The organism is Geminocystis sp. NIES-3709, assembly GCF_001548115.1.
Lineage (GTDB): Bacteria > Cyanobacteriota > Cyanobacteriia > Cyanobacteriales > Cyanobacteriaceae > Geminocystis.
Window position 1 is genome coordinate 1,308,188 of record NZ_AP014821.1, and the last position, 14,435, is coordinate 1,322,622.

The 14,435-nt window shown below is 33.6% G+C and carries 11 protein-coding genes and 1 pseudogene; 4 read left to right on the top strand and 8 right to left on the bottom strand.

Annotation, left to right across the window (positions count from 1 at the left end; all coding sequences use genetic code 11):
* The first annotated feature begins 14 nt into the window (after positions 1–14).
* On the top strand, positions 15–440 hold the full coding sequence (locus tag GM3709_RS05505) for a heavy metal-responsive transcriptional regulator (RefSeq protein WP_066117016.1): 426 nt from the start codon (positions 15–17) through the stop codon (positions 438–440).
* Here the strand turns inward: GM3709_RS05505 and cofH are convergent.
* From cofH to GM3709_RS05535, 5 genes and pseudogenes are all read right to left on the bottom strand, one after another.
* Positions 437–1,537 (bottom strand): 7,8-didemethyl-8-hydroxy-5-deazariboflavin synthase subunit CofH, encoded by a 1,101-nt coding sequence (gene cofH / locus GM3709_RS05510; RefSeq protein WP_066121769.1) that lies wholly within the window; start codon positions 1,535–1,537, stop codon positions 437–439. The genes GM3709_RS05505 and cofH overlap by 4 nt on opposite strands.
* A 198-nt stretch (positions 1,538–1,735) precedes the next feature.
* Complete coding sequence (locus GM3709_RS05515) at positions 1,736–2,308, bottom strand: Uma2 family endonuclease (protein ID WP_066117017.1); 573 nt, start codon at positions 2,306–2,308, stop codon at positions 1,736–1,738.
* 412 nt (positions 2,309–2,720) lie between these two features.
* Positions 2,721–3,878, bottom strand: a pseudogene (locus GM3709_RS18970) (IS630 family transposase).
* A gap of 205 nt (positions 3,879–4,083) precedes the next feature.
* The gene (locus tag GM3709_RS05530) at positions 4,084–5,316 is read right to left on the bottom strand and encodes a glutathione S-transferase family protein (RefSeq protein ID WP_066117019.1); all 1,233 of its coding nucleotides are present in this window, start codon (positions 5,314–5,316) and stop codon (positions 4,084–4,086) included.
* A 10-nt stretch (positions 5,317–5,326) separates the two neighbouring features.
* Positions 5,327–6,526, bottom strand: coding sequence for an HhoA/HhoB/HtrA family serine endopeptidase (locus GM3709_RS05535; RefSeq protein ID WP_066117021.1), 1,200 nt, complete (start codon positions 6,524–6,526; stop codon positions 5,327–5,329).
* A 131-nt stretch (positions 6,527–6,657) separates the two neighbouring features.
* Between GM3709_RS05535 and panB the strand changes: the two genes are divergently transcribed.
* The 3 genes from panB to GM3709_RS05550 all read left to right on the top strand — a co-directional run bounded on the left by panB (position 6,658) and on the right by GM3709_RS05550 (position 10,565).
* On the top strand, positions 6,658–7,443 hold the full coding sequence (gene panB / locus GM3709_RS05540; protein ID WP_066117023.1) for a 3-methyl-2-oxobutanoate hydroxymethyltransferase: 786 nt from the start codon (positions 6,658–6,660) through the stop codon (positions 7,441–7,443).
* Between the two features lie 205 nt (positions 7,444–7,648).
* Entirely contained in the window at positions 7,649–9,142 is a 1,494-nt protein-coding gene (crtH, locus tag GM3709_RS05545; protein ID WP_066117025.1) for a carotenoid isomerase, read from the top strand.
* 154 nt (positions 9,143–9,296) lie between these two features.
* Positions 9,297–10,565 carry an ATP-grasp domain-containing protein gene (locus tag GM3709_RS05550; RefSeq protein WP_066117027.1) on the top strand — a complete coding sequence of 423 codons (1,269 nt, stop codon included), beginning with the start codon at positions 9,297–9,299 and terminating at the stop codon, positions 10,563–10,565.
* Positions 10,566–10,573: 8 nt separating this feature from the next.
* On the opposite strand, the gene rsmA is transcribed toward GM3709_RS05550, so the two are convergent.
* The 3 genes from rsmA to GM3709_RS05565 all read right to left on the bottom strand — a co-directional run bounded on the left by rsmA (position 10,574) and on the right by GM3709_RS05565 (position 14,433).
* Positions 10,574–11,392 carry a 16S rRNA (adenine(1518)-N(6)/adenine(1519)-N(6))-dimethyltransferase RsmA gene (rsmA, locus tag GM3709_RS05555; RefSeq protein ID WP_066117029.1) on the bottom strand — a complete coding sequence of 273 codons (819 nt, stop codon included), beginning with the start codon at positions 11,390–11,392 and terminating at the stop codon, positions 10,574–10,576.
* A 463-nt stretch (positions 11,393–11,855) separates the two neighbouring features.
* Complete coding sequence (locus GM3709_RS05560; RefSeq protein ID WP_066117032.1) at positions 11,856–12,962, bottom strand: TRAP transporter substrate-binding protein; 1,107 nt, start codon at positions 12,960–12,962, stop codon at positions 11,856–11,858.
* 250 nt (positions 12,963–13,212) lie between these two features.
* Positions 13,213–14,433, bottom strand: a complete 1,221-nt coding sequence (locus tag GM3709_RS05565) for an acetate kinase (RefSeq protein WP_066117035.1) — start codon at positions 14,431–14,433, stop codon at positions 13,213–13,215.
* Positions 14,434–14,435 lie beyond the last annotated feature (2 nt).

Consider the following 14,435-nt stretch of genomic DNA (forward strand, 5'->3'; position numbering starts at 1 on the left):
TGGTTTCATAGCTTATGGATACAAAAACTTTATTTAAAATTGGGGATGTTGCAAAACAAACTAATGTTTCTGTGGGTACTTTACGTTACTATGAAACTCTTAAACTTCTCAAACCCATAGAAAGAGGAAATAACGGTTATCGTCATTATACTGTTGATGCTGTTCAAAAAGTAAAATTTATTAAAAAAGCTCAATCATTAGGATTTTCTTTAGAGGAAATTAGACAAATTATCGAGATTCGAGATTACGGTGAATTACCATGTCAATTAGTACAAGAATTATTGCATAAAAAAATTCAAGAATTAGAGACACAAATTCACGAAATGATCTCATTTAAAAACGAATTAGAAGAATATAAAAAAAGTTGGGCGATGAATGACTTAAATCTAAATTATCGGGAAACTCAAGATATTTGTCCTTTGATTGCTAGTATGCCTTAATTTAACCATTGATATAACGTATTTCTTTGATGATAAGGACGATTTAAAGACAAAATAGCTTGTTGAATTGTGGTTTCTTCTAAACAAGTACCTCCTTTCGCTCCTGCCATGGTGGTAATATGTTCTTCCATAAGAGTACCACCAATATCATTGCATCCCCATTCTAAAGCCTGTAATGCTCCATCTAAACCTAATTTAACCCAGCTTGGTTGATGATTGGGTATTATATCCCCTAAAAACAAACGAGCAACAGCAGTTAATTTTAAACTTGATTGTAAGTCAGGTTGATCTTTCCCCACTCGATTTCTGAGGGGTTTTGGCGCTTGTTCTCCTACAAAAGGTAGTAAAATAAATTCTGTTATTCTCGCTGGATAATTTTTCTCAAGGGCTTTTTCTTGTATCGATCGAATCTTACTTAAATGTGATATTTGTTGTCCTGAAGTTTCGATATGACCACATAGCATTGTACTTGTCGTTGGCATACCTAAACGGTGGGCAGTAGAAACAATTTCTAACCATATATGGGAGTTAATTTTTTCAGGGCAAATAATTTTTCTCACCGTATCATCTAAAATTTCTGCGGCAGTACCGGGCATTGAACCTACACCATTATCTTTGAAAGCTAGAATAACATCGGCATAGGTTAAACCATCTTGACGGGCGATAAATTCCACTTCTTGAGGAGAAAAAGCGTGTAAATGTAATTGGGGAAAATTATCTTTAATACCCTTCACTAATTGCAGATAATATTTTAAGCTACTACCCTCTATTTGAGCTTGAGGATTTAAACCTCCTTGCATACAAATTTCTGTTGCTTTTTTTTCGACTGCTTCGGCAGATTTTGCTAAAATATCATCTAAATTAAGCCAAAATGAACCCTTTTGATCAGCATCTCGTCTAAAAGCACAAAAACTACAATGCTGTTCACAAATATTAGTAAAATTTATATTTCTATTGATAACATAAGTTATTATTTCTCCTACTTGTTCTTGTCTAGCTCGATCAGCTTCAATCTTTAACCTTGATATATCGTTATTTGAGGTATAATTGAGGAGATTAACAGCATCTGAAGGAGATAAAACGGTAGAATTGGACATAAAATTAGGCATTTTTTATATAATTTTAATTAATCTTTTAAAAGGAAACCTAAAACTTGTACAGAGGTACTGCTGTTTGCCCCTAATACTTAATAAGCTAAAACCCATTTAACCAGCAGATGAAACTGTGGGGGTTTAATAATGATTATTTTTCCTTGATTTTAATTTGCGATCGTATAAGTTATCATTGATTTATCATCAATCCTCAATATTTAACCAACTAAACATATCTTTTGCCGACAACTCAAAATCTTTAAGGGATTCTAACACTGGTAAAATATCTTCACCTGACTTTATTTCGGGGAATTGATTTGATTTGAATATCATAACAGACTCATCTTCAGGATCAATTAACCATCCTATTTGTGTTCCTTGATTAATACAAAAAAGAATTTTACCAATCACTTGATTAGCGGATTGTTCAGGGGATAAAATTTCAATAACCCAGTCAGGATAAGTTTCAAAACGATTAGCAATTTTTCCCTTGTCATTTTTGGGAATGCGATGCCAATTAAAAACGGATATATCTGGTACAAGAGAACGTCCTGCAAATGTAAAACGTAATTCAGTTAAAGCTAAAGCCACTTTTTGGGGTTTTACGATTTGATTAATAGCTGTTGATAAAGTTGTTTGAATAATGCTATGTTGTCCTTGAGGCATAGGTTTTTGTTCTATTTTTCCATTGATATACTCACTAGCAGGTTTGGTTTCGGGAAGGGTTAAAAACTTCTCTAGGGTAATTGTGGATTGTATATCGGTAACGGCTACCATGTTTTACTTCCTCTACTAAATTATGTTTAAATTTAACTTGTTGGTAAATATCTGTTATAACAAAAGGCGAAAGGTAATAGACAAGAGGCAATAGTAATTTTATAGAACCGATTTGGCATCTATGGTGCTATTCAAACAGATATATTTGATGCTAACCGTTTTAACATCAGTTGAGTAAAGCAAAGATTGATTTTTTGCGTAGAATTAAATAATGTTCTCTCGAAATTTTTAACTAAACTTTTACATCTTTTCATCCAAGCATTACTTCTCTTTATTACCCACCTTGCTTTTACCACCACAAATCCTGATTTCCCCGCTTTTTCTTTTTCTTCTTTTGATATTTTCGGGGAGCATTTTATTCTGATTTTTTTGGCAATTTCTGGATATATTTATTGGATAAGCTAAGACGCATTTAACTTACATTGATTAATTCACCCTTATTCTTAAATTTTTTACTCCAATTAATTACTAAACCTCCTTCATTTAATAAGTAATTTACTGTTTTTTCTAGCTGTTCTTTATTTTCAAAGTTTCTATAAGCTATATATTCCTTTGCCGAATGCCACACTAATTCTATTAAGTTATAATCTGGACTATATACCGGTAAATATTCTAGTCTTATATTCGGTAGATTTTTTTCTATTTTTTCTACTATTTCCTTTTTTTTATGGAAACTTGCGTTGTCTAATATTATGATTATTTTCGGACCACATTCTTTAAAATCTTTTTCATCATTTCCCTTACTTACCCATTCATTTTTTATTTCTTCCCATAACTTTTTTAATTGTTCACAAAACGTTTCTGAATCACCTTTTTTTATTACAAAACATCTTCTTTTTTTATCCGAATATCTTATTCCTCCCATGATATTTACTCTTCCTCTTCTTCTTTCTCCCTTCACCTTTTTTCTTTTTCCTTTTTTCGTCCATGTTTTTCTTCTTATCACCCTTAAACTAAAACCACATTCATGAGGGGCTGTGTGGCGAATTTAGTTCGCCACTTTAAACGCCCCATCCCAAAACCATACTTGAACTAACTCAGGATTCTCTTTACCTATTTCTATGTAATGTTCTAATTTTTCTTTAAATGCTTTTCTTTGTTCTTGATTTTGTTTGTCTTCTAAACTATATTTTCCCCAAATATAACTATACTTTTTTCTTTTTAATATCCTCACTACTTGTGATTTACTTAATTTAATTCCTGTTTCTTTTTCCAAATGTTCTGATAATCTTTGCCCCGTCCATCGACCAAAATCATATCCAAAATCTTCAGGATTTTTATCAACTACTTCTAATAATCTTTCAATATATTTATCCGTTGCTTTTGTTTGGTTTCCTTTTCTTCTTTTATCTTGCAATGAATCTACATTATTAGGATTACCATGAACTGCCCAGTAAGCCACCGTTTTGGGGGAACAACCCAAAAAAACTGCTATTTCTTGATAATTTTTACCATCATTCTCTAATAAAAATATTAAAATTCTTTCCCTGACTTCCGATCTCTTTTCTATTTTTAAAGCATCTTGTAGATACTTTCTTTCTTCCTCTGACAAAAAATTTTTAGAAGGCATAAATCACACCTAAGTTTTATCTTTTCTGACTTAAATTATATACCAAATCAATGCGTCTTAGCTTATTAGGTTAAATAATTACAAATAGTTGAATTATCTTTGCGTCTTTGCGTCTTTGCGAGAGAAAAAGTAAAGTTTTTGAGTCAAAAATGCTAAAACTGTACACTTTTTCATCAATGTATTGCATGCTAATTACATCAATATATCAATCAACAAGATAAGGATTTTGAGGGTAAACGGCAAAATTCATGGGATCTTGATCTCGCCTGTGGCGTAAGGGTAAAGGTTCAGGCTGACGATTTCCGACTAATTGAGCGGTAAATTCTAAAGCACTACGCAACCTTTTTCCCGCATAAATAGACATATCTCTTGGAATACTAATTCGATCGCGTAAATAACGTAAAGCTATATCTGTATTATCAGGAGGAGTACAAGAATTTTCCGTCATCATATAGGTTAAAGCACAACGCAAAGCCTCATCAAGTAATTGTTTATCAGGATAAGGATTAACTTTAATTATATTCTCTCGATGTTTTAAAACTCTATATAAGGCTTCTTGACGAGAATTTTCGGGTTCGGGGTAAGTAACATCAGGTAAGGTAAACCAATCACCTTGATCTACTTTTTTTTGATTGATTTTAGCTTGTTCTGTGGCATTTTCATAGCATCCTCCCATTTGAGGAGGTAAATCATGGGCGTGGGTATGAAAGTCACTTTGAGTTCCTCTATAAGTCGATCGAGTTTCCATGGCATCAAACCAACGAGAAAAGTAAAGATTTTCTTGCCTCAGAGAATAACCTTTATAGTAATACAGACTAGCATTCATGCGTTCCACATAGGGAGTAAAAATCACATCGGCTGTACTAAAATTATCTAAAAAATAAGGACTTTCGGTTTCTTGTAAGGCTTCCTCTACTTGCTTAACAATTTCGATAAATTGCCTACGATTATTTTCTTCTTGAAAAGGGAAAACACTGGGATAACAAAGCCAACTACACCACGCTCTAAATAATAATCTTTCTAATTTTCTGAGGGGAATTACTCTAGGGTGTTGCATTCCAAATTCTAAGACTCCGAAAACCTTTTCTAAAGCTAATAAAATATCATCGCTTTCTGTCACAATTTTGCCGTCTAATTCTAAAGCCGGTAACATTCCTGAAGGTACTTTTTGTTTATACCATGCTTCTTTTTGCCCATAACAAAACATGGTAACTTTTTTGATGCGATAAGGGATTTGTTTTTCTTCTAACCATAGCCATACCTTTTGACAATACGGACACCATGCGTGATGATCTCTATATAACGTTACTCTTACTTCTTCTTCTGATTGACCAAAAAGTCTTAAAACGGCTTGAGAATTTGTTAACCCATTAACTCCATCGAGTTTATAATCGGTGAGTATTTCTAATTCTTGCCAAGTAAAAGGTACGATTGTCATAGTTAATTTGTTAGTTTGAAGGATTAGTGGGAAAGTCTTGAGGTTTTACTTTGATGATTTGAGTTTTGCCTTGTCTGCTAATTTCTACTTCTAATATTTCATTGATATTGCTAAGTTCTACTTTTTCTTGAACATCCAAAGAAGTTAATACTGGTTGATTCCCTACTTTAAGAATTACGTCTCCTGCTAAAAAACCTGCTTCTTGTGCTGGAGAATTTAGGACAACTTTAACAACTAATACTCCAATATGTTCTTTAATATTAAAACCTAAGTTTTGGGGAATATTACCGTTTTTAATTATATCTTCATTGAGGGTAATCATTTGAATCCCAAGATAAGGATGAGTTGCTTTGCCTGTTTTTTGTAGTTGTTCTGCTATACGAGAAGCTGTTTCAATGGGGATTGCAAAACCTAATCCTTGGGCATTGGCACGAATAGCGGTATTAATACCGATAACTTCTCCCTGAGCGTTCAAAAGGGGGCCTCCTGAATTACCCGGATTGATAGCGGCATCTGTTTGAATAAATTTAACCCGTTTATCTGGTACTCCTACCTCCGCACTCGATCGACCTAAAGCACTTATAATGCCTACGGTAACAGTATTATCCAATCCGAGAGGATTACCGATGGCGATCGCCCATTGCCCGGGTATTAAATCATTAGCGTTACCAAAGTTGATAGTTGGTAAATTTTGAGCATTCACTTTCACCACTGCAACATCCGTCATGGTATCAACTCCTAAAACTTGCCCTTCCAAAGATTGGCCATTTTTCATTACCACAGAAACAACCTTTGCACCTTCTACTACATGAGCATTAGTCATAATTAAACCATCATCAGCGATAATAAAACCAGATCCTGTACCTTCTTCAATAGGATTATCAGGAATTTGATCTGTAAAAAAATGACGAAAAAGGGGATGATCTAAATTAGGGGGAACATTAAGGGCAACTTCTCGACTGGCGTCAATTCTAACAACTGCTGATCCAACTTTTTCAACCGCTTCGGCAATAAAATTAATGTTTTTTTCCGTGGAAGGTGGTTTTTTTACCCCAAAAATATTGGTAACGGGAACGATCGTGCTATCATCAGAAGGGGATTTAAGGGAAGATCGAGAAGCCGTGAATTCTCTACTGCCCCAAATACCGAGGGCGATACCAATAATAAAGAAGCCAGTGGAGAAAATAATCTTCGGAAATAATTTATTCATTTGTTTAATTAACTCAACGGCAAAGTCCTACAACAGTAATTGTGTTAACCATCACAACTACTTTCTCTAATCTAGCACAACGAGTAATTAGGAATCACAAATTACTCACTACCCATTATCTACTCAATATCATGCGGGTTTCGATCGAAAAATTACAACAATGGAAACAGGAAAAACGTCCTATCGTCAGTTTAACTGCTTGGGATTATGCGATCGCACAAATTTTAGATTTAGCAGAAATTGACATAATTCTTGTGGGAGATTCTTTAGCAATGGTAGCTCTAGGACATCCTAACACTTTACCCGTTACCTTAGATGAAATGATTCATCATACAAAAGCCGTCTGTAGAGGAGTTAGAAGAGCTTTAGTGGTGTGTGATTTGCCTTTTTTAACCTATCAAACGAATATTACTCAAGCCATTAAGTCGGCAGGAAAAGTTATCAAAGAAACCGAAGCAGGAGCAGTAAAATTAGAAGGGGGTTATCCTGCGATGATTGAAACTATTAGCCGTTTGACAGAAATCGGTATTCCCGTTATGGCACATATTGGCTTAACTCCTCAATCAGTAAAAATGCTCGGTTATAAAAAACAAGGAATTACACCTTTTGCCCAAGAAAAAATATTTAATGAAGCCATGGCTTCAGAAAAAGCTGGTGCATTCTCGATCGTACTAGAACACATTAGCGAAGAATTAGCAAGTGAGATTACTAAAAATTTATCAATCCCTACTATCGGTATTGGTGCTGGAAATAATTGTGATGGGCAAGTATTGGTAACGGCGGATTTGTTGGGATTATCTCCTAAATTACCACCTTTTGCGAAACCTTATGCGAACTTGAAAGAGATTATCTTTGATTCTGTTACTCATTTTGCACGGGATGTTAAATCTCATGACTTTCCTGACAATGTACAATGAACATCACTTGTTATCAATGTCAGCATTGCGCAATGGATATGAATATAAGTCATTCAATGGTATTGTACTTACGTTCTTATTTGAGTAGTTATTTTCTGTTAATTATTAATTGTTAATTCTCAATTCTCTTAACTATTATTTTTTTGGCACAACAAAAGGCTAAACTTATAAAAGCGAGATATAAGAGAAATCAACGATCGAGATTATGAGTCATTATGATGTCATTGTTATTGGTTCAGGTATTGGCGGTTTAGTCACAGCAACTCAATTAGCCTCAAAAGGGATCAATGTCTTAGTATTAGAAAGTTACACTATCCCCGGCGGAAGTGCGGGGTATTTTGAGCGGGAAGGATACCGTTTTGATGTGGGTGCTTCCATGATTTTTGGTTTTGGCGAAAATGGTACTACTAACTTACTTACCCGTGCCTTAGATGCTGTTAATCAAAAAATGGAGACGATCGCCGATCCAGTACAAATTCACTATCATTTACCCAATAACCTCGATCTTAAAGTTCATAGAGATTATGACAAGTTTTTACAAGAATTATACGATCGTTTTCCTGAAGAAGAAAAAGGTATAAAAAGTTTTTATGATGAGTGTTGGTATGTTTTTAATTGTCTCAACTCGATGGAGTTATTATCTTTAGAGGAAATTCGTTACTTAACTAGAGTATTTTTTCAACACCCTTTATCCTGTCTTGGCTTAGTCAAATATTTACCTTTAAATGTGGGTGATGTAGCAAGGAAATATATTAAAAATCCTGAATTGCTTAAATTTATCGATATGGAGTGTTATTGTTGGTCGGTTGTACCTGCTGATTTAACTCCCATGATTAACGCCGGAATGGTATTTTCCGATCGACACTATGGAGGAATAAACTATCCTAAAGGAGGAGTAGGTAAAATAGGAGAAACTTTAGCACAAGGATTAGAAAAGTTAGGGGGAGAAATCCAGTATCAAGCAAGAGTAACCGAAATTATCCTCGAAGGAAATCAAGCCAAAGGAGTTAGATTAGCCAACGGCAAAGAATATTTTGCCAAAAGAATTGTCTCTAATGCTACTCGTTGGGATACTTTTGATAAGTTAATCGACAAAAGTAAAAAACCCAAAAAAGAAGTAAAATGGCAGAAAAATTATCGTCAATCACCTAGTTTTCTAAGTCTTCATTTAGGAGTGGAAGCCAAAGTTTTAGCCCATCATCCTGAATGTCATCATATTATATTGGAAAACTGGCGCAACTTAGAAGCAGAGCAAGGCACAATTTTTGTTTCTATACCTACTTTACTTGATCCCAGTCTTGCCCCCGAAGGTTATCATATCATTCATGCCTTTACCCCAAGCTCGATCGAATATTGGGAAGAATTATCCCCCACCCAATACGAGAGTAAAAAAGAAGAAGTTGCGGGGAGATTAATTGAGCGTTTAGAAGTTATTTTCCCCGGATTAGATGCAGGTTTAGACTATATGGAAATTGGTACACCTCGCACCCACAGAAAATTTTTAGGTAGAATTAATGGTACTTATGGACCCATTCCTGCCAAAAGACTCAATGGTTTATTATCAATGCCTTTTAATCGCACTGCTATCAAAAATCTTTACTGTGTGGGAGACAGCACATTTCCAGGGCAGGGTTTAAATGCCGTCGCTTTTTCTGGGTTTAGTTGCGCCCATCGTATCGCCGTTGACTTGGGCTATTAAAATAATTAGGAATAGCTGAAGTTTTAACCTATGACGGAAATTTTATAAGGATTTTATTATTCTTTTCCTATAACAATTATCGTTTTTGTTTCTCAAATCATTGATTTTCTTTTACCCCATAGGCAGTATTTTTCCTCATTATCAATTAAACATCATGGATTTACTAGAATATCAGGCTAAACTATTATTTCAACAGGTAGGTATTCCAGTACTACCTTCTCAATCAATTTCCCATGCAAGGGAGTTAAAAAATTTACTTATCCCCTATCCTATTGTTTTAAAATCTCAAGTGTTAGCTAGTGGTAGGGCATTGGTGGGAGGTGTTAAGTTTGTGGAAAATACCATAGATGCGATCGCAGCTTCTCAGTTTATTTTTAATTTACCTATTGAGGGAGAGTATCCTGAAGTAATTTTGGCAGAGGCTCGTTATGATGCAGAAAATGAGCTTTTCTTAGCAATTATGCTTGATTATAGCGTTAAAAAACCTGTTTTACTAGGTTCAGCTTATGGTGGTATTAATATCAATATTTTGTTAGAAAACTTGCAAACGGGGGTTATTGATGGAGCTTTTTCTCCTTTTTATGCCCGTCGCTTGGTTAAGCAAATGGGATTGACGGGAAATGCCATCGCTTCCGTGAGTAAAATCATTGAAAAAATGTATCATTTATTTATGGAATACGATTTGGATGCGATCGAAATCAACCCTTTAGGGGTAAATAGTAACGGTGAAGTAATGGCATTAGATGGGAAAATCAGAATAAATGATCATGCTTTGAATCGCCATCCGAAGTTATTAACCTCTTTAACAAGAGAAAATATTAAAGATATTCATAATCATTCATTATCGGAAAATATTGAAGAAAAGAAAGCTACTTATTCTTGTATAAAACTAGATATTAATAGTAATTTAGCTGTTATTTCTAATAGCATTGATTTAGGGATTTTTACAATTAATTCTTTAGCTAATCAAGAACAAAAAATCCATAGTTACTATTTAATATCTTCAGAAAATAAGGAAATTCAAGAAGAAAATCTTAACAGTATCTTTTCAGATATATTTAACACTGAACAAATAAAAGTTGTATTAATTAATATTATTAATCAGTGGAATTTATCAGATTTTTTCGTTCAAAAAATGGGACAATTTTATCAAAAAGAAATGATTAAAAAACTTTCTCGTAGTGAAGATAGAGCCGATCGAGCTACTGGATTAAGATTTGTACAAACAAACACAAAAAATAAATCATCTCAACCGATTAGAAAAATTGAGTGGATTTTAAGAACTCCATCACCAAATTGTTTGATAGATAAAGAACAATTAAAAGGATTACCTTGTCAAGTAATTAATGATTTTGAAAGCTCGATCAAAGCTAGTATTAAACATAGTAAATTAGAAACAAATGACGAAGAAAAAGTGCATTGATAAAATAACTATTTTTTATCTAAATTATCACTTAAGTCTATCCATTGAGACAGGCTTAAATTTTCTGCTCTAGCTTGATCATTGATACTTAACTTCGTTAAAACTTCTCCTAATTTTTCTGGTTCAATAATCGATTTTAAATTATTTCTTAACATCTTTCTTCTACTGGCAAATCCCAATTTAATTAAACTGTCTAAAAATTTAGGATTATGGGCAGGTTTTTCTAAGTTTCTTGGGGTTATTTTCACAACCACAGAATCAACTTTCGGACGTGGATAAAAGTCTTTTGCCGGTACTTCACAGACAATTTCACAATCTGCTAAATATTGAACTTTAACAGTTAATCCACCATATACTTTATTATTCGGAACTGCTACAAGTCGATCGCCAACTTCTTTTTGTACTAATAATACGATCGATTCTAAAGGTTTTTCGGCGGGTTTACTAATAGTACCGAGTAATTTTTCAATAATCGGACCTGTGATATTATAAGGGATATTAGCAACAACTTTATTGAAATTATTAAAATTAGGAAAAGTTAGTAGAATTTCTGGTAAATTTAATTCTAAAAAATCTCCTTCTAATAACAAAAAATTATCGATTTTCCCATATTTTGCAACTAATTTTTTACATAAATCTCTGTCAATTTCTACTGCTAATAATTTATCTACATAAGGAAAAATTCTCTCCGTTAAAACTCCTAAACCCGGACCTATTTCTAAGACTCGATCGAGTTTATTTAATTGTGCAGAAATGATAATTTGATCAAGGACTTGTTGATTTTTTAACCAATGTTGTCCAAACTGTTTTCTAGGTCTAAAACTCATTAATATATGGTAATTTTTATAGAATGACGATAATTTTTAGCTATTTCTATTTTAGACTAAATATAAAAGGAAAAGTTATTGATTACCTTCGGTGGCATTGCGTATGCTGGGAAGCATATCTGATACGGATCGACCCGTGCTAGTATTTGATGGTGCGATGGGTACAAATCTTGATCAAATAAGTTATTATCGAAATATTCCCCTTAACGGTACTTAGACAAAAATTATGCCCAAATAAACCCTAAACGGGCTTTATATAAACTAAATACTTCCACATTGTTTGATGATACGCCCTAAAATTGCGCACTTTTTTGTTAACGTTTTAGGTTTCAATCCTACATTTTTATAGCTTTCTGATTTATTTAGCACACCCTATTTATAGATTGGGTTAGTAATAATGTAACCCAACATCGATAGAAGTTTATGAGTTGTGATACCTTGAATTAAAATTAAATTGTTATAACTATTTTTTATGATTAACTAAAAAATTACTAAAACTAAATTCATTGATGGTATTCCACTGTAAAGTATCTTTTCTAAACTCTAACCATGATTGATAAATTTCTTTAAAAGCAGGATTTTTATTACTATTATCATCATAGATAGAAAATGCTATTTTTTGTGCTTCTGTTAAAACATCTTCAGGAAAAGGAGTTAATTTTGTACCTCCTGCAATAATAGTTTTTAAGGATTTTTGGTTCACAAAATCATAATTTGCTAACATCGTTATATTTGCTTCTTTTGCTGCGGTTTCAACCATGCTTTGATATTCTAGAGGTAATTTTTCCCATGCAGATTTGTTTATTAAGACTTCTAAAGTGGGGCCTGGTTCCCACCATCCGGGATAATAGTAGTATTGTGCTGCTTTATTTAAACCTAGTTTCTCATCATCGTAAGGGCCTACCCATTCTGCGGCATCGATCGCACCTCTGTCAAGGGCTAAAAATAATTCTCCTCCTGGTAAAACTTGTACATTAACGCCCAATTTAGACATAACCTCTCCCCCTAATCCTGGAATACGCATTTTTAAACCTTTTAAATCAGTAAGGGATTTGACTTCTTTTTTAAACCATCCCCCCATTTGTGCCCCTGTATTTCCTGCAGGAAAATTGACAATATTAAAATCACTATAAACCTTTCGCATCGCATCTAAACCACCTCCATAATACCACCAAGCATTTTGCTGTGAAGCAGTCAAGCCAAAAGGTAAACCTGTAGCGAAAGCAAGGGCAGAATTTTTACCAATATAATAGTAACTAGCTGTATGCCCAGCTTCAACACTCCCATTTTGTACTGTATCTAATACCTCCAATCCGGGTACAATTTCTCCTGCGGCGTAAGGAGTAATCTGGAATTTTTCTCCACTCATTTGCTTAATGCGATCGCAAAAACCTTGAACACCACCAAAAATAGTATCCAGAGACTTAGGCCAACTTGTCACCATCCGCCATTTTATTTCTGGTAAACTATTAGTGGTAACAGTAGAATTATTTTGACTTTGACAAGAAACAAGGGTAGCGGAAGTTAAGGCGCTAATACCCGTATTGCTTAAAAACTGTCTTCTTTGCATTAATTTTATTGTTAAATTTTTAAGTTAATTTAGATTTTGCATCTCTATCATAAAGTCTCGGTAACGAGAGGGAAAAGTAATAAGAATTGATTTTAAAACTCCTAAAATTGATTTTCTCGTTTTATATTATTAATATTTTTGTACTGACACAAGATCTGAGAAAATTATTATTTTACGTTGTTCGATCGTAATATCAAACTTTTAGATACTTCTAAAATTAACCTTTACTACCTGAAATTTTAGATAATGATTAACTTTGAGAATTCATAATATTATAACATTGTTTGGCGATCGCCCAATCTTCTTGAGTATGTACGACTAAAATTTTGACAGAAGAATTATCTGTAGCGATATTGGTATCTTGACAGAATTGACTGTTTTTTTTGTGATGTAATTTTAATCCTAAAAAATCAAATTTTTCACAAATTTTCTCCCTAATAATAGGGGAATTTTCTCCCACTCCTGCGGTAAAAACTAAGGCATCTAATCCTTTAAGACAGGGTAACATACTGCTAATTACCTCTTGGATACGATTAATATAAATATCTACAGCTAATTTAGCTTTTATATCCCCTTCTTCCATGGCTTTTAAAACCCCCCGTAAATCTCCAGAAATCTCAGAAATTCCTAATAATCCTGATTTTTTATTCAAAATTTCATCGATTGTATCTCCATCATACCCGTATTTTCTCATTAAATAAGTAACAATGGCAGGATCGATCGAGCCACTACGAGTACCCATCATCAACCCCTCTAAAGGAGTAAAGCCCATACTGGTATTAATACTTTTACCTTCTTTAATAGCAGTTATGGAACAACCATTGCCTAAATGACAACTAATCAATTTAAGACTATTTAAAGGTCGATCGATAATTTCTGCTGTCCGTTGAGATACATATTCATGGGAGATACCATGAAAACCATAACGTTGTATCCCTTCCTCATAGTATTGATAGGGAATAGGATATATTTTGGCATAATCAGGGATAGTTGTATGAAAAGCAGTATCGAAAACGGCTACTTGAGGAATTTCTTTATTTATCTTTTCTATACTTTCAATACTTTCTAAATGAGAAGGATTATGATTAGGTGCTAAAGGTATTAATTCTTTGATTACAGCTTTAACTTCGGGAGTGATGATAGTTGCCTGAGAGTATTTATTTCCGCCATGTACTACTCTATGACCAACTACATTTATATCAGTTAATTTTTTAATAACTTTTGTTTTACCATCAATGATGGTTTCTAACATAGTCTTAATGCCAGTTTGACGATTATCCACTGATAAATCATGGGTGATTTTTTCGCCGTTGGCTTCTACTTTCAATAGTCCATATCTATTATTGAGAGTCCAATCAATCGTTGCCTCCCAGAGAGGAGAAGGAGGAAGATTTATATTTTTAGGAGAAATAATATCATATAAACAACTTTTTTGAGTACTTGAACCAGCATTAAGAACTAATATTTTCATGG